The sequence below is a fragment of the Methylobacterium sp. 2A genome (assembly GCF_009806555.1).
GTDB lineage: Bacteria > Pseudomonadota > Alphaproteobacteria > Rhizobiales > Beijerinckiaceae > Methylobacterium.
The window spans coordinates 73,238-96,336 of sequence record NZ_VUOK01000045.1 but is presented as its reverse complement, the minus strand read 5'-3'; the positions used below and the strand labels follow the sequence as shown (position 1 = coordinate 96,336).

At 66.5% G+C, this 23,099-nt stretch carries 17 protein-coding genes and 1 pseudogene; 7 read left to right on the top strand and 11 right to left on the bottom strand.

Annotated elements, in window-relative coordinates; genetic code table 11:
• Positions 1–33: 33 nt before the first annotated feature.
• From FVE89_RS20410 to FVE89_RS20390, 5 genes are all read right to left on the bottom strand, one after another.
• Positions 34–1,818 (bottom strand): acyl-CoA dehydrogenase C-terminal domain-containing protein, encoded by a 1,785-nt coding sequence (locus FVE89_RS20410; RefSeq protein WP_059409522.1) that lies wholly within the window; start codon positions 1,816–1,818, stop codon positions 34–36.
• A gap of 4 nt (positions 1,819–1,822) precedes the next feature.
• The gene (locus FVE89_RS20405) at positions 1,823–4,144 is read right to left on the bottom strand and encodes a 3-hydroxyacyl-CoA dehydrogenase/enoyl-CoA hydratase family protein (protein ID WP_043074400.1); all 2,322 of its coding nucleotides are present in this window, start codon (positions 4,142–4,144) and stop codon (positions 1,823–1,825) included.
• On the bottom strand, positions 4,144–5,280 hold the full coding sequence (locus FVE89_RS20400) for a thiolase family protein (RefSeq protein ID WP_059409521.1): 1,137 nt from the start codon (positions 5,278–5,280) through the stop codon (positions 4,144–4,146). The genes FVE89_RS20405 and FVE89_RS20400 overlap by 1 nt, the downstream gene beginning before the upstream one ends.
• A gap of 274 nt (positions 5,281–5,554) precedes the next feature.
• On the bottom strand, positions 5,555–5,959 hold the full coding sequence (locus tag FVE89_RS20395; protein WP_244573430.1) for a MerR family DNA-binding transcriptional regulator: 405 nt from the start codon (positions 5,957–5,959) through the stop codon (positions 5,555–5,557).
• A gap of 57 nt (positions 5,960–6,016) precedes the next feature.
• Positions 6,017–7,738, bottom strand: coding sequence for a long-chain fatty acid--CoA ligase (locus tag FVE89_RS20390; RefSeq protein ID WP_089231099.1), 1,722 nt, complete (start codon positions 7,736–7,738; stop codon positions 6,017–6,019).
• 605 nt (positions 7,739–8,343) lie between these two features.
• On the opposite strand from FVE89_RS20390, the gene FVE89_RS20385 reads away from it, so the two are divergent.
• Positions 8,344–9,657, top strand: a complete 1,314-nt coding sequence (locus tag FVE89_RS20385) for an outer membrane protein transport protein (RefSeq protein WP_043074398.1) — start codon at positions 8,344–8,346, stop codon at positions 9,655–9,657.
• On the opposite strand, the pseudogene FVE89_RS20380 reads toward FVE89_RS20385, so the two are convergent.
• Together FVE89_RS20380 and FVE89_RS20375 are read right to left on the bottom strand one after the other, a co-directional pair.
• A pseudogene (locus FVE89_RS20380) lies at positions 9,658–10,490 on the bottom strand (DUF4113 domain-containing protein); the annotation flags it as partial.
• A gap of 598 nt (positions 10,491–11,088) precedes the next feature.
• Positions 11,089–11,652: a TetR/AcrR family transcriptional regulator gene (locus FVE89_RS20375; RefSeq protein WP_053621836.1), complete on the bottom strand. Its 564-nt coding sequence runs from the start codon at positions 11,650–11,652 to the stop codon at positions 11,089–11,091.
• Positions 11,653–12,165: 513 nt separating this feature from the next.
• Here FVE89_RS20375 and FVE89_RS20370 point away from each other — a divergent pair.
• From FVE89_RS20370 to FVE89_RS20345, 6 genes are read left to right on the top strand one after another with little or no spacing between them, the layout of a single operon-like run.
• The gene (locus FVE89_RS20370; RefSeq protein WP_043074396.1) at positions 12,166–12,393 is read left to right on the top strand and encodes a ferredoxin; all 228 of its coding nucleotides are present in this window, start codon (positions 12,166–12,168) and stop codon (positions 12,391–12,393) included.
• The gene (locus FVE89_RS20365; RefSeq protein WP_043074395.1) at positions 12,390–13,676 is read left to right on the top strand and encodes an FAD-dependent oxidoreductase; all 1,287 of its coding nucleotides are present in this window, start codon (positions 12,390–12,392) and stop codon (positions 13,674–13,676) included. The genes FVE89_RS20370 and FVE89_RS20365 overlap by 4 nt, the downstream gene beginning before the upstream one ends.
• 35 nt (positions 13,677–13,711) lie before the next feature.
• A complete protein-coding gene (locus tag FVE89_RS20360) occupies positions 13,712–14,974 on the top strand; it encodes a cytochrome P450 (protein ID WP_043074394.1) in 1,263 nt (420 codons plus the stop codon).
• Positions 14,971–16,095 (top strand): catalase family protein, encoded by a 1,125-nt coding sequence (locus FVE89_RS20355; RefSeq protein ID WP_179239945.1) that lies wholly within the window; start codon positions 14,971–14,973, stop codon positions 16,093–16,095. Before FVE89_RS20360 ends, FVE89_RS20355 begins: the two co-directional genes overlap by 4 nt.
• Before the next feature lie 36 nt (positions 16,096–16,131).
• Positions 16,132–16,743 (top strand): hypothetical protein, encoded by a 612-nt coding sequence (locus FVE89_RS20350; RefSeq protein ID WP_043074392.1) that lies wholly within the window; start codon positions 16,132–16,134, stop codon positions 16,741–16,743.
• Between the two features lie 3 nt (positions 16,744–16,746).
• Positions 16,747–18,138, top strand: a complete 1,392-nt coding sequence (locus FVE89_RS20345) for a peroxidase (RefSeq protein WP_043074391.1) — start codon at positions 16,747–16,749, stop codon at positions 18,136–18,138.
• A 617-nt stretch (positions 18,139–18,755) separates the two neighbouring features.
• Here the strand turns inward: FVE89_RS20345 and FVE89_RS20340 are convergent.
• From FVE89_RS20340 to FVE89_RS20325, 4 genes are all read right to left on the bottom strand, one after another.
• The gene (locus FVE89_RS20340; RefSeq protein WP_043074390.1) at positions 18,756–19,784 is read right to left on the bottom strand and encodes an IS110 family transposase; all 1,029 of its coding nucleotides are present in this window, start codon (positions 19,782–19,784) and stop codon (positions 18,756–18,758) included.
• Positions 19,785–20,018: 234 nt separating this feature from the next.
• A complete protein-coding gene (locus FVE89_RS31270; protein WP_245337774.1) occupies positions 20,019–20,942 on the bottom strand; it encodes a hypothetical protein in 924 nt (307 codons plus the stop codon).
• 362 nt (positions 20,943–21,304) lie between these two features.
• Positions 21,305–22,255, bottom strand: a complete 951-nt coding sequence (locus FVE89_RS20330) for an FAD-binding protein (RefSeq protein ID WP_043074389.1) — start codon at positions 22,253–22,255, stop codon at positions 21,305–21,307.
• A gap of 65 nt (positions 22,256–22,320) precedes the next feature.
• Positions 22,321–23,070 (bottom strand): electron transfer flavoprotein subunit beta/FixA family protein, encoded by a 750-nt coding sequence (locus tag FVE89_RS20325; RefSeq protein WP_043074388.1) that lies wholly within the window; start codon positions 23,068–23,070, stop codon positions 22,321–22,323.
• Positions 23,071–23,099: the final 29 nt, after the last annotated feature.

The following is a 23,099-nucleotide window of genomic DNA, read 5'->3' as shown; positions in this document are numbered from 1 at the left end:
CCCCGCCCGGTTTTCGGCCGAGGAAGCTTCCCGTCAGAACATCGCCTCGTCGAGCGCCATCATCGCGCCCTTGCCGGACTTCACCGCCGCCAGCAGGCCCGCGACCTGGGGCAGGATGCGCTCCATGTAGAAGCGGGCCGTCGCGAGCTTAGCCTCGTAGAAGTCGCGCTCGTCCGTCCCGGCCTCGAGCGCGGTGTGGGAGACCTTGGCCGTGCGCAGCCACATGTAGCCCAACGCCACCAACCCGAAGAGACGCAGGTACTCGGTGGCGGCGGCACCCGCCTCCTCCGGATCCTTGAGGCCCCGCTGGGCGATGTGAGCGGTGGCGAGTTGTAGGGCGCCGAAGGCCTTCGACAGGGGCTGGGCGAGGGGGGCGAGGTCGTCGTCCTCGATCGCCTCGTCCAGGGCAGCGAGCACCGGGTGGAAGAAGCTGCGCAGGTAGCGGCCGGCATGGGCCGGGAGTTTGCGGCCGACGAGGTCGAGGGCCTGGATGCCGTTTGTGCCCTCGTAGATCATCGAGATCCGGGCGTCGCGGACGTACTGCTCCATGCCGTGGTCGCGGATGAAGCCGTGGCCGCCGTAGACCTGCATGCCGATGCTCGCCGATTCGAAGCCGAGATCGGTGAACAGCGCCTTCACGATGGGGGTCATCAGGGCGGAGAAATCCTCAGCCCGCCGCCGCTCGGCCGGATCGGGATGGTGCTCCATCACGTCGAGGCTTCGGGCGACCCAGGCGCCGAGCGCCCGGCAGCCCTCGTTGTACGCGCGGATCGTCATCAGCATCCGCCGCACGTCCGGGTGGACGAGGATCGGGTCGGCGGGCAGGTCCGGCCGCTTGGCGCCCGAGAGCGCGCGGCCCTGGAGGCGCTCCTTCGCGTAGGCGATGGCGCCCTGGTAGGCGGCCTCGCCCGCGCCGAGCCCCTGGATGCCGACCGACAGGCGCTCGCTGTTCATCATCGTGAACATCGCGCGCATGCCCTTGTGCGGCTCGCCCACGAGCCAACCCGTGGCGTCGTCGAACGACATCTGGCAGGTGGCCGAGGCCTTGATGCCCATCTTGTGCTCAAGGGCGCTACAGGTCACGCCATTGCGCTCGCCCGGCGAACCGTCCGCCCGCGGCAGGAACTTCGGCACGAGGAACAGGCTGATACCCTTCACGCCCTTGGGCGCGTCGGGGATCTTGGCCAGCACCAAGTGGATGATGTTCTCGGTGAGGTCGTGGTCGCCCGCCGAGATGAAGATCTTCGAGCCGGTGACGCGAAAGGACCCGTCGTCCTGCGGCACGGCCTTGGTCCGCAGGAGGCCGAGATCGGTGCCGCAATGGGGTTCGGTCAGGCACATCGTGCCGGACCACGTGCCGTCCACGAGCTTCGGCAGGTAGGCCGCCTTCAGCTCCTCCGAGGCGTGGCCCTCGATCGCCTGATAGGCCCCGTGGCTGAGGCCGGGATAGAGGCCGAAGGACAGGTTCGTGGAGCAGATCATCTCCTCGACGAGCTTGTTGATGCCCGCCGGCAGGCCCTGGCCGCCATAGGCGGGGTCCGCGCCCATGGCGGTCCAGCCGCCCTCCCGGAACGCCTTGTACGCCTCGGGAAAGCCCTTCGGCGTACGGACGACGCCGTTCTCCAGGCAGCAGCCCTCCTCGTCGCCGGAGGCGTTCAGCGGCAGCAGGCGCTCCGTGCAGAACTTGCCGGCCTCCTCCAGGATGGCGTCGGCGACGTCGGGGGTGAAGTCTTCCAGGCCCGGCAGGGGCTGGGCGTCGGCGTGCAACTCGTGCAGCACGAAGCGCATGTCGCGCAAGGGAGCCTTGTAGGTCTGCATCGGGTCAGTTCCTCACCGGCCGGCCGGTTTCGATCACGCTCTCGAACCGGTCGAGGGTCGCCTCCGTCCGCACGAGGCGCATGAAGCTGTCACGTTCGAGTTCGAGGATTGCATCCTCGTCCAGCGCATCCAGGATGTCGGCCTCGCCCCCGGAGAGCACTGAGGCCAGTTCCCCCGCCACGACGAGGTCGTGCTTGGTGGCGATGCCGCGACGGGCGAAGCCCTCCGCCGCCATGCGCATGGCGACCCCGCCCGCGGGGCCGGGCAGCGTCACAGTGACGGGCTTGGGTGCCTCGTAGCCCTCGATGAGCGACAGGGCCTTGGCCTTGGCGTCGGCGAGCAGCCGGTCGCGGTTCATGGTGATCCCGTCGCTCTCGCGCAGGAACAGGAGGTCGCGGGCCTCCTCCGCCGACTTGGCGACCGTGGCGGTCGAGATCGTCTCGAACACCTTGGCGGCGGCGGGCATCGGCCCCCTCGGCAGCTTCGGCGACGATTGCCAGCGGGCCAGCATCTCCTTGCAGCCGCCCCAGGCCGGCACGAGCCCGACGCCCGCCTCCACGAGGCCGATATAGCTCTCGGCATGGGCCTGCACGGCATCGCTGTGCAGAAGGATCTCGCAGCCGCCGCCAAGCGCCATGCCGGCGGGGGCGCTCACCACCGGGAAGGGCGCGTATTTCAGCTGACCGTAGGTCTGCTGACCGAGGCTGACCAGCTTCTCGATCTCGCCCCAGGCGGCGATGTTGGCGGCGAACAGGGCCAGCCCGAGATTCGCGCCGACCGAGAAGTTCGAGCCTTCGTTGTAGACGACGAGCGCCTTGTACTTATCCTTGATCAGCTTGATGGTCTTGCCGAGCAAGACCATGATCTGCTCGTCCAGCGCGTTCGACTGCGAGATGAACTCGAAGCAGACCACGCCGTCGCCGATATCCCACAGGGCGGCGGAGCCGTTCTTGAGGAGTGGCTTGGCGGACAGTTTGATGTCCTCCAACCGCAGAACGCCCTCGGGGCGGACGACATCCTTGTAGCCGCCCTCGGCCTGCAGCACCTGCCGACGGCCGTTCTCGACCCGGTAGAAGGTCTGGCCGTTGAGCCCGGCGAGGATCGGCGGGACGGCATGGCCGTCCTTCGCCAGCCGCTCGGCCACGTAGGCACCGCCGATCCTGTCGGTCAGCTCGAACGGCCCCCACTTCCAGTTGTAGCCCAGGCGCATGGCCTCATCGATGGCGGCGACCTCGTCGCTCGCCTCGCCGACGAGCCCGGCGGCATAGGCCAACGTCGGGCCGATCACCTTCCAGGCGTAGTCGCCGGCGCGGCCCTTCAGGTCGAGCACCGCGCGCGGGCCCTTGGCCTCCTTCAGCGCCGGCAAGTCGGCCTTCGCGGAGGGCCTGTACTCACCGGTCTTTAGGTCGATGGCTTCCTTGGTCTTCTGCCCGTCCTTCCGGTTCAGGCGGTAGAAGCCGCCCTTGCCCTTGCGGCCGGTGAAGCCCTCCGCGATCAGCTTCGTGACCACCGGCATCTCGCGATAGGTGGCGTGGAATGCGTCCTCCGGCGGCAGGGCCGCCCGCAGGCTCTTCGTGGTGTGCGGGATCAGGTCGAGCCCGACGAGATCGACGAGGCCGAACACGCCGGTCTTCGGGATGCCGAAGGGGCGGCCCATCACCGCGTCCGCCTCCTCCACCGGCACGTCGAGGTCGTCGGCCGCCGCGATGGCGTTCTGGATCCAGAAGATCCCGAGCCGGTTGGCGATGAAACCCGGCCGGTCCTTGCAGCGGACGATGCTCTTGCCGAGCTTGCGGTCGGCGAAGTCCGCCACGGTCTGGGCGAGCGCCGGATCGGTCTTCGGCCCCGTCACGATCTCCAGAAGCCGCATGTAGCGCGGCGGGTTGAAGAAGTGGGTGATGAGGAAGTCTCGCTGGAATGCCTCGGGCATCCCTTCGACCAGCGCGTCCAGCGGAATGGTCGAGGTGTTCGACGAGACCGCCGTGCCGGGCCGGCGCACGGCGTCGATCCGCTTGTAGAGCGCCTGTTTCGCGTCAAGCCGCTCGATCACCACCTCGATGATCCAATCGACCTCGCCGAGGCGGTCGAGATGGTCCTCGACGTTGAGCGTCTCCACGAGCTTGGCGGCCCGCGGGGACATGAAGGCGGCGGGCTCGGTCTTGAGCAGCTTCGCGATGGCGCCCTCGGCCAGCGCGTTCCGGCCGGCGGCGCCCTCGGGGACGATGTCCATGAGGAGCACCGGCATGCCGGCATTGGCGACATGGGCGGCGATGCCGGCGCCCATGACTCCGGCGCCGATGACGGCGACTTTGCGGATCCCGGTCATCAGATGCGCTCCAGAACGGTGGCGATGCCCTGGCCGCCGCCGATGCACTGGGTGGCCAGCGCGAAGCGACCGCCCTCGCGGGACAGGAGCGAGGCCGCCTTGCCGACGATGCGGGCCCCTGTGGCGCCGAGCGGATGGCCGAGCGCGATGGCGCCGCCGTCGATGTTGACGATCTTTTCGTCGAGGCCGAGGTCGCGCATGCAGGCGAGCGCCTGGGAGGCGAAGGCCTCGTTCAGCTCGACCACGCTTAGGGCGTCGGCGGCGATGCCCGCCCGGGCCAAGGCCTTGCGCGAGGCGACGACGGGACCCATGCCCATGATCTCCGGCTCGCAGCCCGCGACCGCGACCGAGGCGACCCGCGCCAGCGGCTTCAGCCCGTGACGGTTCGCGAAGCCTGCGCTGCACACCAGCACCGCCGAGGCGCCATCGGTCAGCGGCGAGGACGTGCCGGCGGTGACTGAGCCGTCCTGCTGGAAGGCGGGCTTGAGGCTGGCGAGACCTTCGGCGCTGGCATCCGCCCGGATGCAGCCGTCCGTCTCGACCGTGCCGCCCTTGGTGGCGATCGGGACGATCTCGGCGGCAAGCCGCCCTTCTCCCTGCGCCTTGGCCGCCTTGTGGTGGCTCGCCACCGCGAAGGCCTCCTGATCCGCACGGGAGATCTCCCAGCGGCGGGCGACGTTCTCGGCGGTGTCGCCCATGCCCATGTAGGCGCCGGGGCGCTTCTCATGGAGAGCCGGGTTCGGCATCGGGTTGAAGCCCATCATCGGCACGCGGCTCATGCTCTCCACACCCGCGCAGACGAAGGCCACGCCCGCGCCGAGGGCGATCTGCCCCGCCGCCATGTGGACCGACTGCATCGACGAGCCGCAGAAGCGGTTCACCGTGACGCCGCCGACGCCGAGGTCGAGATCGGCCATCAGGCCGATCAGGCGGGCGATGTTGAAGCCCTGCTCGCCCTCGGGGAAGGCGCAGCCGACGATCAGGTCCTCGATGTCCTTCGAGGGGATCCCGATGTCGGCGACCAGCTTGCGCACCACCTGCGCGGCGAGGTCGTCGGGACGGACCCGGGCGAGCGCTCCCTTCTTCGCGGGTGTGAAGGGCGAGCGGGCATAGCCCGCGATGACGATGTCGGTCATGTTTACCTCCCGGAAAGACTACGATGAGAGAGCGCCGGCGACGTCGCGGCTGCGGGCAGCCGCATCGCCTCCGCGAAGCCCTGGGCGCATGGGCTTGTGAAGTGCGGCCCGACCCACGCCTCCAGGGCGGGATGCAGTCCCGGGGATGCGGCCGGAAAGCCTGCCGGCGCCCGGCGGTGGCATCCCGCGGGCAGGCCGGCGCTGCGTCCGACTGAATCCTCGGTGCGCAGCAGTTCTTCGTCGCGAGACCGGCGACGGTTCTTGCGAGCCCTTGCTAGCGCGCGCGCCGCGTCTTGTCGGGCTCCGCGTCGTCGAGGCCGGCCAGAGCGTAAAGCCTGAGCTTCTCCAGTTCGCCGAGCGTCTCGATGAGCGCCTTCTGCTGATCGACGAGTTGATCGATCCGGCCCTGAACCTTCTTCAGAAGGTCGCGCCACTGCTCTCTCTGGGTCGGATCGGCCGCGTAGAGGTCGAGATATTCCTTGATCTCGCGGAGCGAGAAGCCCAACCGCTTGCCCCGTAGGATGAGGATCAACCGGACCTTGTCGCGATGGGCGAAGATGCGGGTATTCCCGGCGCGCTGCGGGGTCAGCAGCCCCTTGTCCTCGTAGAAGCGCACCGTCCTCGCCGTAACCCCCAATTCCGTGGCGAGTTGGGTCACGGTGTACAGCGTTTCGGACACAGACGGCCTTTTCGTGAAGAACGTCATCGTATGCCCCGAGGGTCCTTAGGGTCAACATCATGCCGAAGCCCGCCTGTTCATGGCCGCCAGCCCGGCCCGTTCGCGCTCCTCCGCGATCAGTTCCTTCTTCGACAGCTTGCCGACCGCGGTCTTCGGCAGGCTTGTCCGGATCTCGATTTCCCTGGGCATCTCGATCTTCGAGATACGCTCGGAGAGGAAGGCGCGAAGCTCATCGGGCGTCGTCGGGAACCCGGCGCGCAGCTTCACGAACGCCTTGGGACTTTCGCCGCGGTACGCATCCGGGATGCCGATCGCGACCACCTCTTCGACGGCCTCGTGCTCGTACAGTGCATCCTCGATCTGGCGCGGATAGACGTTGTATCCGCCACAGATGATGAGATCCTTGATCCTATCGACGAGGAACAGGAATCCCTCCGGATCGCGGTAGCCCACGTCCCCGGTCCTGAGCGCCCCGTCGACCAGAACCTCAGAGGAGTCGGCCGGACGGCGCCAGTAACCCGCCATGATCTGCGGGCCCCGGATGTAGACTTCGCCCTTTGCGCCAGCCGGCATCAGCCGATCGGGGCAGTTCGGATCCCGGATCTCGATGGTCGTGTCCACCAGTGGCAGGCCGACCGAACCCGCGCGACGCCGGGCGTCGAACGGATTGACGCTGACGACGGGCGAACTCTCCGTCAGCCCATAGCCTTCCGACAGCCGGCATCCCGTCAGCGCCTCGAAACGGGCCCCGACCTCGGCGGGCAGCGGCGCGCCGCCCGAGATGCACAGACGGATGGAGCGGAGATCGACGTCGGCCGTTTCCGCCGCCTTGTTGATCGCCGCGAAGATCGTCGGGACGGCCGGGAAGAACGTGGGCTTTGTTCGTGCGATCGTGGCGAGGAGTTCCTCGATCTTGAATTGCGGAACGAGGACGATCTGGGCGCCCATATCGAGGGCCAGATTCATCGCGACGGTCATCGCGAAGACGTGGAACAGCGGGATCACGGCGAGCGCTCGCTCTTGTCCGTCGCGCAGCCCTCCGCCCTGCATCAGGGGCGACAACTGACGAACGTTTCCGGCGAGATTGGCGTGGGTCAGCATCGCACCTTTGGGCACGCCGGTCGTCCCGCCGGTGTACTGCAGCAGCGCGACATCGTCCGGACGCGGTGCGGGACGTCGCTGGGTAGCGCTGCGGCCGGACAGCAGCTTCGAGAAGGAAACGTGCCGCGCATCGTCATGAACGCGGGCCTTTTCCGTCCGCTTGAACAGCCGATAGAGAACGCCGCGGCCGAAGGGCAAAGCATCCGCAAACGGACAGACGACCAGATGGCGAAGACCGGCCTCATCCGCCACGGCGGCGACGGGGCCATAGACCCGTTCTATGTCGGGCAAGACCATGATCGTCGTGTCCGAATCGAGGATCTGCGCTAGGCACTCCCGCGGGGTATAGAGTGGATTGTAGTTGACGACGGTTCCGCCGGACTTGAGAATGGCGAAGTAGAACACCACCGAATACGGCGAGTTCGGCAAGCACAGACCGACCTTAACGCCGTGTCCGACGCCGAGGCGGATGAGGCCCTCGGCCACGCGATCGGTCAGCTCGCCGACGTCACGATAGGTCCACTTCCGCCCGAAAAAATCGAGCGCCGGCCTGTCCGCGAAACGACGCACGGCCCGGTCGAATACCTCCGGCAACGTGTTCGGCTCACTGGCGGACAGACGTGGTGCCGAGGGTGCGGCTGCTTGCCTGCAACCGCCATCATCGTGGGTGGCCGACATGTTCCCCCCTTCCTGCGTCGCTCTCTTCGGAAGCGCTTCGTTCGAGCAGGTCTGGATTGACGTATACGTTAGTCTATATCCGCATAGGTAAACCAAACGCAAGCCCCCACCCCGGCATTCGATCGCGGCGGTGTCCGGTCGAACTTGGGTTCTGCCGCGCCCGACGGATGACGGGACGCCGGTGGTCGACCTTCGAGATCTCGCTGCCGACGAGGATCCGAGGCGCGGCCCGCCGTTCCGTGCCGAGATCGGCGGCCCTCACACCGCGCGCGCGAATATTTGCGCAACACGTCGTTGTGCGCTGCAGCGAGAGCGCCGTTGGTGCCCAAAGGCCACATCCATTGGCGATTACATTCGGCCGATCGAATTTCGGTGAGAAAGGGGCAATCCGTGCTTGCAACTTTTTGCAGCATTAGTCAGCATCATGACGTATAGGTTATGTTAGTGCCACAAGCCGGCGCGATGAGTCGGTCTCGGCACCTCGGCATCCGATCTTGCCAGCCGCCGTTTCTCCCGCCCGTGCCTGCTAAGCCTGGGCGCTCCGGAACGGACTCAAAATTCGAAATCCGCATCGGCTCAATCAGCGGATTCGTGTGGGGGAAACCATGAATTCACGCCTTCGCATCGGCTCGATTGCCGTCCTCACCGCGCTCTGCGCCGTTACGGAAGCATCTGCGGGCGCATTCGGCCTGCGGGAGCAGAGCACGCAGGCCCAGGGCCTGGGATTCGCGGGTGCGGCGGCCGGCTCCGGCGGCGTGTCGTCGATGTTCTGGAACCCGGCCGTCATCACGATGCGGCCTGGCTTCGTCACCGAGCAGAACCTCACGTATCTCGGTCCCTCTGCGACCATCACCCCGTCCACCGGCACCAACCCGGCCTTCGGGGGCCTCGGCGGCTCGGGCGATATCGGCCAGGGCGCGGTGCTCCCGGCGGGTGCAAGCTCTTACCAAATCAACGACCGCCTCTGGCTCGGCATCTCCACCGGCGCGCCGTTCGGCCTGACTACCAAGCCGAACGAGGTCTGGGCCGGCGAGGTCTACGGTCGCTCTTCGCGAATCTTCTCGCTGGTCTTCAACCCGGTCGTCGGCTTCAAGGTGAACGAGTGGCTCTCGGTCGCCGCCGGTCCGAACATCGAGTATTTCCGCCTAACCCTGCGCCAGGCCCTGCCGCTTCCCGGCCTGCCCCCGACGGCCTATCCCAGCTCCTTCCTGAAGGGTGAGTCCTGGGGTGTGGGCTTCACCGCGGGCGTGAACATCACGCCCTGGGAAGGGACGGCGCTCGGCATCGGCTACCGCTCCTCGGTGCATCACGACATCGACGGCTCGATCGGCGTGCCGATCCTCGCCCTGGCGCCGCTGGCCGGACAGGTGCGCGCAAACTTCAACACGCCGGAGAAGCTCAGCGTGGGCCTGACCCAGGCGGTGAGCCCGATCGCCCGCGTGTCCCTCGGCTTCGAGTGGGACAACTGGTCGAGGCTCGGCACCGTCGGCATCGTGTCGAAGACGCTGGGCGTACCGGTGAACTCCCTGCCGCTGAACTACAAGGACGGGTATTACTACTCGATCGGCGGTGAGTACGACGTGAACGCCGCCCTGACGGTGCGCGCCGGCTTCGGCTACGAGACTTCGCCGATCGACTTCAGCAACCGCTCGGTCCGCCTGCCGGACGGCGACCGCTACAGCCTGAACGTCGGTGCGAGCTACCGCTGGAACAATCAGCTGACGCTGAACGCCGCCTATTCTCACCTCTTCCTGGACCGCTCGCGTATCCTCGCGGGCATCGGGCGGGACTACAACGTTGGCAACATCGCCTTCGCGGGTGTGGTCGATTCGAGCGTCGACATCGTCTCGGTCGGCTTCCGCTACGCCTTCGGCGCCCCGCCGCCGCCGGCGCCCGTCCCGCTGGTCCGGAAGAACTGATCAGGTTTCCGCCCAGCATTTGTCTTGACGGTAAATCGCAGCCTTCCAGGCAGATCGTACGGGATTGTCCGCCGCAACGACCAGGATCTCGTCCAGCCGGGTCGTGTAGCGCGGCGAGCGCATCTCGAACTTGGTCGACCATGCCCGCGCCGGGGTGAACCCGGCCGCGGCTGGGACGACCGCCCCGCGCCCGAAGCGCCGGTTGCAGGCATCGAGCGCCGCCATCAGCGCGGCCCCCGCTCGCGGTCGAGCTGGCCGAGGCCGGGTATCGCTCGCTGGGAGGCGTGGAGAGGCAGGAGGTCCGTCGTGACCACTCCGGCCTTCGAATAACAAAAGCCGTCCCGCCAGGTCTTGCGGACGCCATGCAGTGCGGCCTTCACCAGCACCAAAGTGTCGTTCGACGATTCCGGCAGGGTCACCACCGTCGAGACCGACCGCTGCAGCCGAGTCCGGTCGTGCTCGGAGGTGCGGAAGAAGACCGTGACGTGGTCGGTTCCGAACCCCTCCCGGCGGAGCTTTTCCCCGAGCCGGGTCGCGTTGGCGGCGACCGCCTGCTCCATCGTTGCGTGATCCTCGACCCGGTCGGAGAAGCTCCGGTTCACGGCGCAGCCCTTCCGAGTCGCGGCGACCTCCTCCAGGTCGAGACAGGCCTCGCCGCGTAGCTGCCGCAACAGCCGCTCGCCGACCACTGTCATGGCCTTGCGCACCGCCCGGGGGTCGAGATCGCGCACGTCGGCGGCGCTCTCGCACCCCAGCGCCCCAAGCTTGCGGGCGTTCACCGGGCCAACGCCCCAGATGTCCTGCGTCAAGTTCTGGGCCATCCAGTGGTCGTGGGCGGGTCGGTCCGGTCGTAGCCCGAACGGCTCTGTCAACAAGTGGAGCGGGAATACGGGTATCGGCACCCGCCATGTCTGCTTTGGAGATGCCATCGAACCCCTGCGAACGACTGGCTTGGGCGCACAGCCGAACGACCGCTTTTGCGCCTGTCGGCTATCCGGCATGGCGTAATCTGGCCGAAAGCGGTCTGGCAGCTTTCGGTCGCGCGAGGCGCTAAACCGGACACCGCAGCGTTCTCGCTGCCGGCTACCGACGGATACCTTTTCTCGACATTTGAATTTCCGACGCAGTATTCCAAGAGAATCCGGCAGCCTCGGCGGGCGCAACACATGCATAGACCGCGTTTGTTGAAAAACTTTCCTTTTATCTGCATCGCTGAGCGCGCTACCTATCGTTGAATTCCGATTGGGCAAGCAATGTGGAACAGCGCAGCTAGAACTCATCCTTGCCGGTCAGCTCACAGAGAGAAGCTGGAACTGTCCGTCCGCTACAGATGCGCCTTCAGACAACAATCGCCGGCATCTTCTCCTGACACCGACCGAAGACAGAGATATGATTTTGTATAATAATTCTGCATATGTTTAACCGATACTATTATTTATTTTTGCACCAGGCCAGAAACATTCTGACACCTTCTCTTACTTGAGCTTCAATTTCGATTGAAGAAGGACGCTCACCTAGAAGCATTCGCTCTCGGATCTGTCCTGTCGTCACGGACACAAACAACTGAACGGCGGTCGAGACATCCTTGATCACGAGCACACGTCGAGCGACTTGATCGGTGAGATACGCCGTCACGACTTCACGGAACGCGTCGGTGCTCTCTCGATAAAGCGTTACGAGGTGGGGGAAGCGACCGGCTTCCGTGATGACAAGCCTGTAGAGTCCGAACTCACGCTCCGATGTCCAATGGTAGGCGGTGGTCAGGGCAAAGGTCGTCAGACCTTGCTCGGGGCTGATTGAGCCATCCATCAGCTCCTGTGCCAGTCCTTCGCGCGAGGCCTCCGTTAGGTGAACCACGACTGCCAGCAGCAACTCGTCCTTTGTGGCGTAGCGCGCGTAGATCGTCTTGGGCGAAACTCCTGCGGTACGGGCTACACGCGCGATATTTGCCCCCTCATAGCCGTATGTCAGAAACTCGGCAGTGACGATGTCCATCAGCCGATCCTGACGTGCCTGGATCGTTGCCGCGCGCGGGCGTCCGGGGCTGAGGGCACGCTTCCGCGACGCCAACGGCGACGCCTCTTTCTGGCTTGTCGTCACTGCATACCTCCCCGTGACATTCCTACTTGAAAAGGAACTTATTATTTCCTTTATGGTTCTACGACGGGGCGCATCCAGAGAGCCGCATCATGTCGCGTTTGACACTCCTAATCCTATTCCTCGTCGTCGGTACCAGTCTCAACGGCGCCGCTGCCGAGACAAGTATCACGGAAGCGACCTTGGCGTGTCGCAGCGACGTCCTGCGCCTGTGCGCTGAGGACGTGCCCAACCGTCCGGCGATCATCGCCTGCATGCATCAACACCGCGAGCAGTTGAGTGCTCGGTGCGGTGCCGTGTTCGATGAGGGGACGAGCGCGCCATCCTCCGCCGGGAGGTCACACGACTGACGCTCCGCGTCCTCCAGTGACTGCCGCCACCGGCGCTTGCCCCTTCGACGGAGTGTCATCCATGAAGGTCGTCGTCGACCTCAACCGCTGCCAAGCTTACGCGCAGTGCATCTACGCCGCTCCCGACCACTTCGCCCTGCATGGTGCAGAAGCGTTGGTCTACGACACGGCACCCGACGAAGCCGCTCGAGCCGAGATTGAGCGCGCGGTGCAGGCCTGCCCGGTGCGTGCCATTACTGCGACGAGCGACGTTCCGGCCCTTATGCCGCATAAAGTGGGCGACCGATGACAGCGCCCACCGAAGCTCCTCGCCAGATCGTCATCGTCGGCGCCTCGCTCGCGGGCCTGTCCGCGGCGCACGCACTGCGTGACGTGGGCTACGAAGGCAGGATTGTTCTGATCGGTGACGAGAACGAGCCGCCCTACGATCGTCCGCCGCTGTCGAAGCAGGTGCTCCGCGGCCTGTACAGCGCGGAAACATCCCTGCCGCAACGGGCCGATCTGAACGCCACGTTCCGCCTCGGGGTCGGTGCATTGGGGCTCGATACGCTCGCACATCGTATCTACCTCTCGGACGGCACACAGATCGTATACGACCGGCTGCTTATCGCGACCGGGACTCGGGCACGCCCGTGGCCGAACGGTGCGGAAGCAGCTTCCTCGAACGTGTACACGCTTCGCGGCCACGCGGACGCAGAGCATCTTGCGCGTGGCCTCGCCGGGAAACCGCGCCGCGTGCTCATCATCGGTGGCGGGTTTATCGGCTGTGAGATCGCGTCGTGCTGCCGCGATCTCGGCCTCGACGTGACCCTGGCGGTGCGCGGTGCGCTCCCGTTGGTTCATGCCCTGGGTTCCGTCACGGCCGCTTTCATGCGGGACGTAATCCGCGACCGCGGCGTGGACCTCCGACTGGAGACAGAAGTCGCGCGATTTCAACCCGACGCGGATAGCCGGGTCGTCGCGGCCATCCTGCGCAACGGCCAACGGATCGAGGCCGATTGCGTCGTCGCTGCCCTCGGCGCCCTGCGCAACACTGAGTGGCTGGCCGGTGCAGGCTTGGCGGTTTCGCCTAAAGGCGTCCGGGTGGACACCCACTGCCGCGTCCTCACCGCCACTCGGGCAGTTGTGCCGGATGTCTTCGCGGCCGGCGATATCGCTCACTGGCCGAGCGCCATCTACGGCAACCGCCTCCTCGCCGTCGAGCATTGGGGCAACGCGGTCGCTCAAGCGGAGACGGCAGCCCGGAACATGGTCGCCGGTGAAGCGGGACTAATCCCCTACGACCACCTGCCGGACTTCTGGTCGCAGCAGTTCGGCCTCAACATCAAGCTCGTTGGCCTGCCGACCGGGGCCAACCAATTCGCCGTCGTGCAGGGTTCGTTGCGGGATCGCCGGTTCATCGGCGTGTACGGCGCGCAGGGGCGAACTGTGGCCGCTGTCTCCGTAGACAGCGCCCGCTGGCTGCCCGCCTACCGGGCGGCGGTGGCGGAGGCGACGCCTTTCCCACCGATCGTCGGCGCTCTCGACCAAGCCGACATCCGGCCTCAACCGCTGGCCCGGGCCGTGTCCTGACCGCATCCCGCACCACCGTCCGACAGGAGCTCACCGTGAACGGCACGCTGTTCCAGCAGATCCTCGATCCGGCCAACCGCGCCGACCCGTACCCGCTCTACGCCGAGATGCGCCGGACGCCCGTGAGCCGCCAGGACGACGGCAGTTACGTCGTGAGCACTCACGCGGAACTCTACCGCCTCCTGCACGATCCGCGCATCAGCTCGGAGGATCTGCCCGATCCGCCTCTATTCCGCTGGACCGGGCATCCACTGAGCGATCTGTTCGTGCGCCCGGTCCGCAGCCGGATCACCGCGCGCCATCGTCCCTTCATCTTCCGCGATCCGCCAGACCACGACCTCCTGCGCCGGCAGGTCATGCGCGAGTTCGCACCTGCTCGCGTGCGGGCGATGCACCGTAAGGCGGAGCAGCTCACCCACGCCCTCCTCGACGGGCTGCGGGACCGGACCGACCTCGATCTGGTCGACGATTTCTCCTACCCCCTGCCAGTCACGGTGATCTGCGAGCTGCTCGGCGTCCCGCGCGAGGACGAGCCCCGGTTCCAAGGATGGGCGACTCAGCTCGCCACCGCCCTCGAACCGGACCGGCGTACGGACCGCGAGAACGCCGGCAGGACTGAGGAAGCGTTCACGGCGATCACCGACTACCTGCAGGGATTGATCAAAGAGAAGCGCCGGGCGCCGCAGGACGACCTGCTCTCCGGGCTCGCAGCCGAGCACGACGGCGAGCGGATGAACGACCACGACCTCGTGGCCACGGCCGTCCTCCTCCTGGTCGCGGGTCACGAGACGACCGTGAACTTGATTACCAACGGCGTCCTTACGCTGCTCCGCTTCCCCGAGCACCTGGAACGCCTGCGCCGAGAGCCGGAAGTCGCGCCGCGGCTGATCGAGGAGTTGCTGCGCTACGAGCCGCCCGTCCACTATCGCACGCGGCTGGCGCGCGCCGACATCGCGATCGGTGGAACCACGATCCCGGAAGGGGCGCCGGTGGTGCTCCTGCTCGCCTCCGGCAGCCGCGACCCGCTGCGCTTCGCTGATCCGGACCGCTTCGTTCCCGACCGCGCGAACAACCAGCACTTCGGGTTCGGCGGCAGCCTGCACTACTGCGTGGGCGCGCCGCTCGCGCGGATCGAGGCGGAGGTCGCACTCGTGGCATTGGCCCAGCGGCTGCAAGCGCCGCGGCTTCTCGCCGACCCACCGCCATACCGCCCCGGCGCCTCGCTGCGAGGCCCACGGCACTTGCTTTTGGCCATCGACGCCGTCACACCGAGCGCATCGGCGGAGCTCGCGGCATGAGTACGCTCGACGGGAGTTCTCACCGCGACGCCGGAAGGCCCTATCTTCGCTACACGCCGGATGTCGAGGTTCAACAACCCGATGAGGCGGCCCTGACGGCCGAAATCCTCGACGTCATGGCGCGCTCGAACCATGTGGCGTTCGAGCGGCATCGTCACGCGGTTCGCGACGCCCACGCGAAGAGCCACGGCATCCTCACGGGCGAGCTTGTCATATCTGACGGGCTGCCGGCATACCTGCAGCAGGGGATCTTCGCACGACCCGCCGTCTATCCCGTCGTCGTGCGCCTGTCCTCCGCGCCCGGCGACATCCACTCCGATACAATCCCGGCTCCGCGCGGCATGGCGATCAAGGTGCTCGGGGTCAAGGGCGAACGCCTTCTGCATGAGGATGCGGGAGGCAACCAAGACTTCCTGCTGGTCAACATCCCCGTACTCAGCTTCGGTACCATCCAGGCCTACAGGCAGCTCGTCGATCTCCTGGAAAAGAACGCCCGAAATCCAGCCTTCCTGCAGCGGGCGCTCGCCGGCGCCGCGCGCGGGATCGAGTCGGCGGCCGAAGCGATCGGTCTCACGCCCGGCGCGACCCTGCGCGGGTTGGCCCGGGACAACGCGCACCTGCTCGGCGAGACCTACCACTCCATGGCGGCGCTCCGCTTCGGCGACCACGTCGCCAAGATCAGCGCCGCGCCGTTGTCCGCGAACGTGAGGGCGCTGGCGGGCAAGGAAGTCGGCCCGGTCGACGATGGGACTATGCGCAATCTCGTAGTCGAGCACTTCCGGACGGCAGGGGCCGAGTATCAGCTGCGTGCCCAGCTCTGCACCGATCTCGCGGCGATGCCAGTCGAGGATGCGTCGGTGCTCTGGCCGGACGATCTCTCCCCGCATCAGCCGATTGCGACCCTGCGGTTCCCACCGCAGGATGCCTACTCTCCGACCCGGCGTGTCTACGGCGACGACGTGCTCTCGTTCAATCCTTGGCACGGCATCCAGGAGCACCGGCCACTCGGCTCGATCATGCGCGTGCGCATCGCCGCCTACGAACGGTCGAGCGCACGTCGACACATGCTGAACGCACAGCCACGCGTCGAGCCGACGTCGATCGAGCAGATACCTGACTGAAGGGATCTCGAACCCCAGACGCGACAGGAGCCACCGATGACCGACAGCCACGACGCCCCGCAGATCGACGAGACCCGTCTCCGGGCGATCCGCCGCCGGATCGAGGAGGTTGCGGGCGACGCGCCGCAGCTCGCCAAGCTTGCGCTCGAACAGATGATGACCAAGCACAATCCCGACTTGAAGGGCTCCGCGGGCTCGGCCGGGCGGATCGGTGCACAGTCCGGCAACGTCTCGGAGCTGACGGCGATCGCCAGGCTGAAGCCTGGAGGCGCCGAACGGCTGCGGCGCATCTTCGGCCTGGTCAACGGCAACTTCGACGGCGCGCAGAAGGTCGGCACACTCCACGACATGCGCTTCGCCTTCTTCGACGATGACACGCGCATCCTGTTCGCCACCACCTACGACGGCGACTGGGACACGTACATCAACGACTTCGCCACCAAGATCCCGGATCTGATGGATCTGCTGTTCCAGTCGGTTGAGGGCTGGCCGGGGATCAAGAGCCCGAAAGTCAAGGACTTCATCGCCGGACATCAGATCACCGCGGCCGGCTGGTTCGTGGCCAACCCACAGGTCACGGTCGTCGACGTGCGCCGGCTCCAGCGCTTGGAGCGCGCGTTCAACGAATTCCTGGACAAGGTGGGTTGAAGCATGTCGATCATCGAACGACTCGCATCGCGCTTCCGCAGAGACACCGTCTCGCTGGAGCTCGACGACATCCAGGCGCTGATCCTGCGCAGCCGTCCCGAGCCGTACGTCGGCATCCACGCCATGCTCCACTTCGACGACGCGGAGGGTGCGCGCGACCTGCTCGGACGCCTTGCTCCCCACATCGCGTCGGCCGACACGTGGACCGACGAACTCGATCACTGGATCGGCGTGGCCATCAGCTACGAAGGGTTGAAGGCCCTTGGTCTGCCTGAGGCCCAGCTCAAGACCTTCCCGCTGCCCTTCCAGCAGGGCATGGCCGCACGCGCGCCGCAGCTGCGCGATCAGGGGCTCAACGCGCCGGAGAACTGGGACGCGGTGTTCACGCCCGGCCGGTGCCACCTCGCGCTGACCATCTATGCGGTCGACGATGCCGCCCTCGATAGAGCACTCGCGAGCGCCCGCGCGGAGCTCGACCGTGCTGTGGGGGTGACACTTCTCGGAGAGCACCGCTTCGGCGCGCCCGAGGGCGCGAAGAACCCGTTCGGCTTCCGAGACTCAATCTCGCAGCCAGCGATCGAGGGCAGCGGCGTCGCCCCGCTGCTCGGCGAGGCACGGCCGATCAAGGCTGGCGAGTTCATCCTAGGCTACCCGAGCGAGACCGGCGTGCCACTCGCGATGCCTGTGCCAGCCGTCTTGGGGCGGAACGGCACCTTTGTGGTGCTGCGCAAATACCAGAGCCGCGTCGGCTGCTTCAACGCCTTCCTGAAGGCCAACGGCGAGACGACGGAGGCGCGTGAGCGCCTCGCCGCCAAAATGTTCGGGCGCTGGCGCTCAGGCGCACCCCTTACCCTTGCGCCCGACACTGACGATCCCGAACTCGGCGCTGATCCGCGCCGCAACAACGACTTCGCCTACGCGGACGACCCGAGAGGGCGTCTCGTCCCGCTCGGCTGCCATATGCGCCGGCTCAACCCACGCGACGCCGAGCTGACACTGCTCACCGACGTCAATATCCACCGCATCATCCGCCGCTCCAGCACCTTCGGGCCTGTCTACTCCGAGGACGTGGTACCGGCGGACGATGCCAAGGGCGAGCGGGGCATCTTCTTCATCTTCGTCAGCGCGCGCGCTTACGATACGATCGAGTTCATGCAGCAGGAGTGGATCAACCGCGGCAACTTCATCGACCTCGGGGAGGAGCGAGATCCGGTCGTGGGGTTGCACGAGGGTGAGCAACGCTTCACGATCCCGCAGGCTCCGGCACGCAAGCGCATCGACGGCGTGCAAACCTTCAACGTCATGAAAGGTGGCGAGTACCTATTCATGCCGAGCCTCTCGGCGCTGAACTGGCTAGCCAAAGCCGGATGGCGCAATGCTTCCAAACACGACTGACATAATTGGTCCCAGTGCGGTATGTCGAAACTAAATCGGTCAGATAATGGGCCGAGAAGAATCATTCAATTTGAATCGAAATCCCCGAGTCTCATCTGTTGCAGCGAGCCGCGCGAACACAAACCTGTTGCGATGATCAGCCGATCGCAGGGAAGAATACCGACTGTCTCGCGAGCGGTGCTCGTCGTACTGCTATTTCGTAAGCTGCCCTTACGCGAATGGCCTATCGAGCCGGTAGCGTCCGCTTACGGGACGTCGGCAGGACCTTCTGAATGACCGGGACGGGCGCGCAGCCGAATGTCAGGTCCTGCGCGCGCCGGCAATTCGGCGTGACGAAGTATGGCCACAAGCGGCCTGTCCTGTGTGGATGGCTCCCGCATTGCAAGTGGCGAATTGAGCTTCTGACGCGTTGGTCGGGTGCAGTCTTGTGTCCGGCCTGTCGATGCAGTCGTTCATGTTGACCGCTGGCCCTGATGGTATCCGCGAGCTGGGTCCCACTCTGCTTCGCGGGCTATGACGCCCTGGACAGGCGGCGGGGTGTCCCGGCTCCCGGTCTGACCGGTTCGCCATCAACTCTCATCGTCCTCGCAACCTGGAAACGTCTCCTTCGCGTGCTGTCAGGCGGCCGTGGCCGCCGGTGCGCGGTAGGTGCCGCCGCGGGTCATGATCGCCCAGGCGACCCGCGCCGTGCGATTGGCCGCCGCCACGGTCACCACGCGCACCGGCTTACGCTGCAGCAGCGCCGGCAGCCGCGGGTCGACCGAGGTCGGTGTCGTCTTCGCACGCCGGATCAGAGAGGTCATGCCGACCACGAGCAGCCGGCGCAGGTAGCGGTCGCCCATGCGCGAGATCCGGCCCAGGCGCTCTTTGCCGCCACTGCAGTTCTGCAGCGGTGTCAGGCCCAACGAGGCCGCGAACTGCCGACCGGAGCGGAAGCGTTCGGGCTCGCTCACCGAGGCGGCCAACGCGGTTGCCGACACGATGCCGACACCCGGGATCGTCGCCAGGCGCTGCGACAGGTCGCTGTCCCGATGCCAGGCGAGCAACTCCTTCTCCAGTCGGGTGAGTTGGATCTGCAAGGCACCGATCTGATCGGCCAACCCGGTCACCACGCGCTGGGCTAACGGCGGCACCTCGGCCGCGTCGCCGGCCGAGAGTCGGGCCGCCAGTTCGAGCGCGTGCCGCAGGCCCCGCGCCATCTCGATCCCAAACTCAGCGAGCAGGCCGCGGATCATGTTCACCAGCTGCGTGCGTTGCTTGACCAGCAGGTCGCGCGTCCGGTGCAGCGCCAGCGCCGCCTGCTGCTCGGTCGACTTCACGGGCACGAAGCGCATGCTCGGGCGCGTCACCGCCTCACAGATGGCTGCGGCATCGTTCGCATCGGTTTTGCCGCGCTTGACGTACGGCTTCACGTAAGCCGGCGGCATCAGCCGCACGTCGTGGCCGAGGCTCATGAGCTCCCGGGCCCAGTGGTGCGCTGTGCCGCACGCCTCCATGCCGACCAGGCATCGCGGCAGCTTGGCGAAGAACGGCACGACCTGCGCCCGCCTCAAGGCCTTGCGCACGACGACGTGCCCAACTGCATCGACGGCGTGAACCTGAAAGATGCTCTTGGCCAGATCGATGCCGACGGTGGTGATCTCCATGGGGATGGCTCCTGCATGAGCGTGGCTGCTGCTTTGACAGCAACCACATCTTGGCATCGAGACGCCGTCAGTCGGAGCGGGAGCCATCCACCCCATCTGCTTCGGAGCAGGTCCGCTTGAAAATTCGACAGCCTCCTATCGACCCGACCCGGCCGCGCGGACGGCCGCCTGCGTCTCCCGTAAGCAGCCATCTGTCGGTAGTCCCGCAACTCGGCTCGGGAAGGAAACCGGACCTCAGTTTGCAGACACCGCGATCCGATAGGGCGATACCTCAAATGGGCTGACGCGGATGTGCGCGCCGTCGTCCTTGAAGACCGCCAGCTCGTGCAGCCGCCCGCCAACGACGTGAAGCAGGAGGTTGACCGCCGGGCCAGACAGCTCATCGCCATCCCGGTAACGGCCTTCTACCGGGACCCGCCGGGCGACCGCGACGGGCTCGCCCTCAACCCGGAACCTCAGGCTGCCCTCGTCGTCAATCCGACGCACTAGGGCGGTCCGAGCTTGTTCGGCGAGCCCGTCCCTGCCGGGGAAGTCGGCGGCAAAAAGGCGGTCGAGCACGGCCCGCTCGCGCGGCGCCGGTACACGCCAATCAACGACTGCACTCCAAGGTACGGCCAGCGACGCCGCGGCCGCGAGATCGCTCTCGCGCAGCCACGCGATCACGGCATGCGCCTCTCGCTCGGCGGCTGCGGCCGAGTCGAACAGACCGGACCAGCCAAAACCAGCGCCATCCCACCGCGACCACGAGCCATTCTCATCGTCCTCGTGGCGGAGGATGCCCTCCCCATAGGCGTATTGGCTGCCGGGGGTCTTGAAGACCCAGACGCAACGCAGGCCGTCCGGGCTCGACCACTGCCCAACGAGATTGCCCGCCCCATGCAGGTGCGCATCGCGCAGGCCGAGGAGCGCGCGGGCCGCTCGCGTTCGGTTGGCAGGCGGCAGCGACAGATGCATTGCCTCGATTTCGATCCGCACGAGGTGTGCGATGAGCACGTCCTCGAACACTGCTGTGTCTCGCACCAGGATGACGAAGTCGGGAACGTAGGCATCGTACTCGTCCGCTGGTCCGGCCGTCCCGAGGCCGATTGGATCCCAAACCCAGCGCAGCACCTCGGCAACGTGCGACGCCAGTTCCCCGTTGTCGCCTTCATCAGGCATCGCACCCTCTCGGCATCCTGTTCATTTGCCATGCGGCTCATTCGGCCATCGACACCGAGAGCCCGCAAGGGGTCGAGAGCGGGCATGGCGACGATGTCCGCTTCCCGACCTTGTCGTCCGGAAGGGGACCGGCAGAAATCCACCCATCTGAGACGTTCGTCCGGGCACTGGGCGGCGGCAGATGCTGGCCGTAAGCCGAAAGGCCGCTTCGGAGCAGGGCCACCGCAAAAGCGGACAGCCTTCTGCCGATCCGTCCCGGCCATCCAACGAGACGCTAGCGCTTCTCCAGAGTTATCATTCGCAGGGACAGCTGCGGTGTGGTTGCAGTAAGGAGGCTGGTGAGCCTCATTCTCCGGCCGATCTCATTCTTTAGCCCTGGCAATCTCGGACTGAAGCTCCGGCACGACCTGGAACAGGTCACCGACCAAGCCGTAATCGGCGATCTGGAAGATGGGGGCGTCCTCGTCCTTGTTGATTGCGACGATGACCTTCGAGTCCTTCATGCCGGCGAGGTGCTGGATGGCCCCGGAGATCCCGACCGCCACGTAGAGATCCGGCGCGACCACCTTGCCCGTCTGGCCTACTTGCCAGTCGTTGGGGGCGTAGCCCGCATCCACCGCCGCCCGCGAGGCGCCCACGGCGGCACCGAGCGTGTCGGCCAGCGGCTCGATCAGTTCGTGAAACTTGTCCGACGAGCCGAGGGAGCGGCCACCGGAGACGATGATCCGCGCCGAGGCCAGCTCCGGCCGGTCGGACTTGGCAATCTCCTCGCCCTTGAATGTCGAGCCGCCGGCCTCCGGGGTTGCGGCGGATACGAGCTCAATCGGGGCGACGCCGCCGCCCTCGGCCGCCGCCGCGAAGGCCGCCGTGCGCACGGTGATCACCCGCTTTCCATTGGGAGCCTGCACGGTCTGGATCGCGTTCCCGGCGTAGATCGGCCGCTCGAACGTGTCAGACGAGACCACCTTAATGATATCAGAGACCTGCGGGACATCCAGCAGCGCGGCCACCCGTGGCAGGACGTTTTTACCGGTGGTCGAGGCGGAGGCGATGATCGTCGTGTACGGCTCGGCGAGCGACGCGATCAGCGCGCCCACCGGCTCGGCGAGGTCGTAATCGTAGGTGCCGTCCTCGGCGTTCAGGACCTTTTCGATGCCGTCGAGCCTGGCCGCTGCCTCCGCGACGGGCCTGGAGCCGGCGCCCAGGACCAGAGCATGGATCGAGGCGCCGATCGTCCTGGCGGCGGTGAGCGCCTTCAGCGTCCCATCCTTGATCTGGCCGTTGCCGTGCTCAACGAAGAGGAGTGTCGTCATGGTTGTCTGCGCTCTTTAGGGTGGTGGCGCAAGGCTCGATCTGGGAGGCGAGCCTCGCCTGCGGATCAGATGACGCCGGCTTCGACCTTGAGCTTCTGGACGAGCTCGGCCACCGACGCGACCTTGACGCCGGCGGAGCGGCCCGGCGGCTCGGCGGTCTTCAACACGGTCAGCTTCGGGGTCACGTCGACGCCGAGGGTGTCGGGCGCCAGTTCCTCCAGGGGCTTCTTCTTGGCCTTCATGATGTTGGGCAGCGAAGCGTAGCGCGGCTCGTTGAGGCGCAAGTCCGTCGTCACGATCGCCGGCAGCGTCAGGCTGAGGGTCTGAAGGCCGCCGTCCACCTCTCGGGTCACGTCGAGGCTGCCCTCGTGGGGCTCGATCCTGTAGGCGAAGGTGCCCTGCGGCCAGCCCAGTAGCGCCCCGAGCATCTGCCCGGTCTGGTTCGAATCGTCGTCGATCGCCTGCTTGCCGAGGATGACGAGCTGCGGGCTCTCCTTCTCGACGACGGCCTTCAGAAGCTTGGCGACGACCAGGGGCTCGCAGGCGACGTCGGTCTTGATGAGGATCGCCCGGTCGGCGCCCATCGCGAGCGCCGTGCGCAGCGTCTCCTGCGCCTGCTGCGGGCCGATCGACACCGCGACGATCTCGCTGGCCTTGCCCTTCTCCTTCATCCGGATCGCCTCCTCGACGGCGATCTCATCGAAGGGGTTCATCGCCATCTTGACATTGGCGAGTTCGACGCCGGATCCATCCGGCTTCACCCGGATCTTCACGTTGTAGTCGACCACCCGCTTGACGGGCACCAGAATCTTCATGGCGAACGCGATCCTTCCGAATTCTTCTC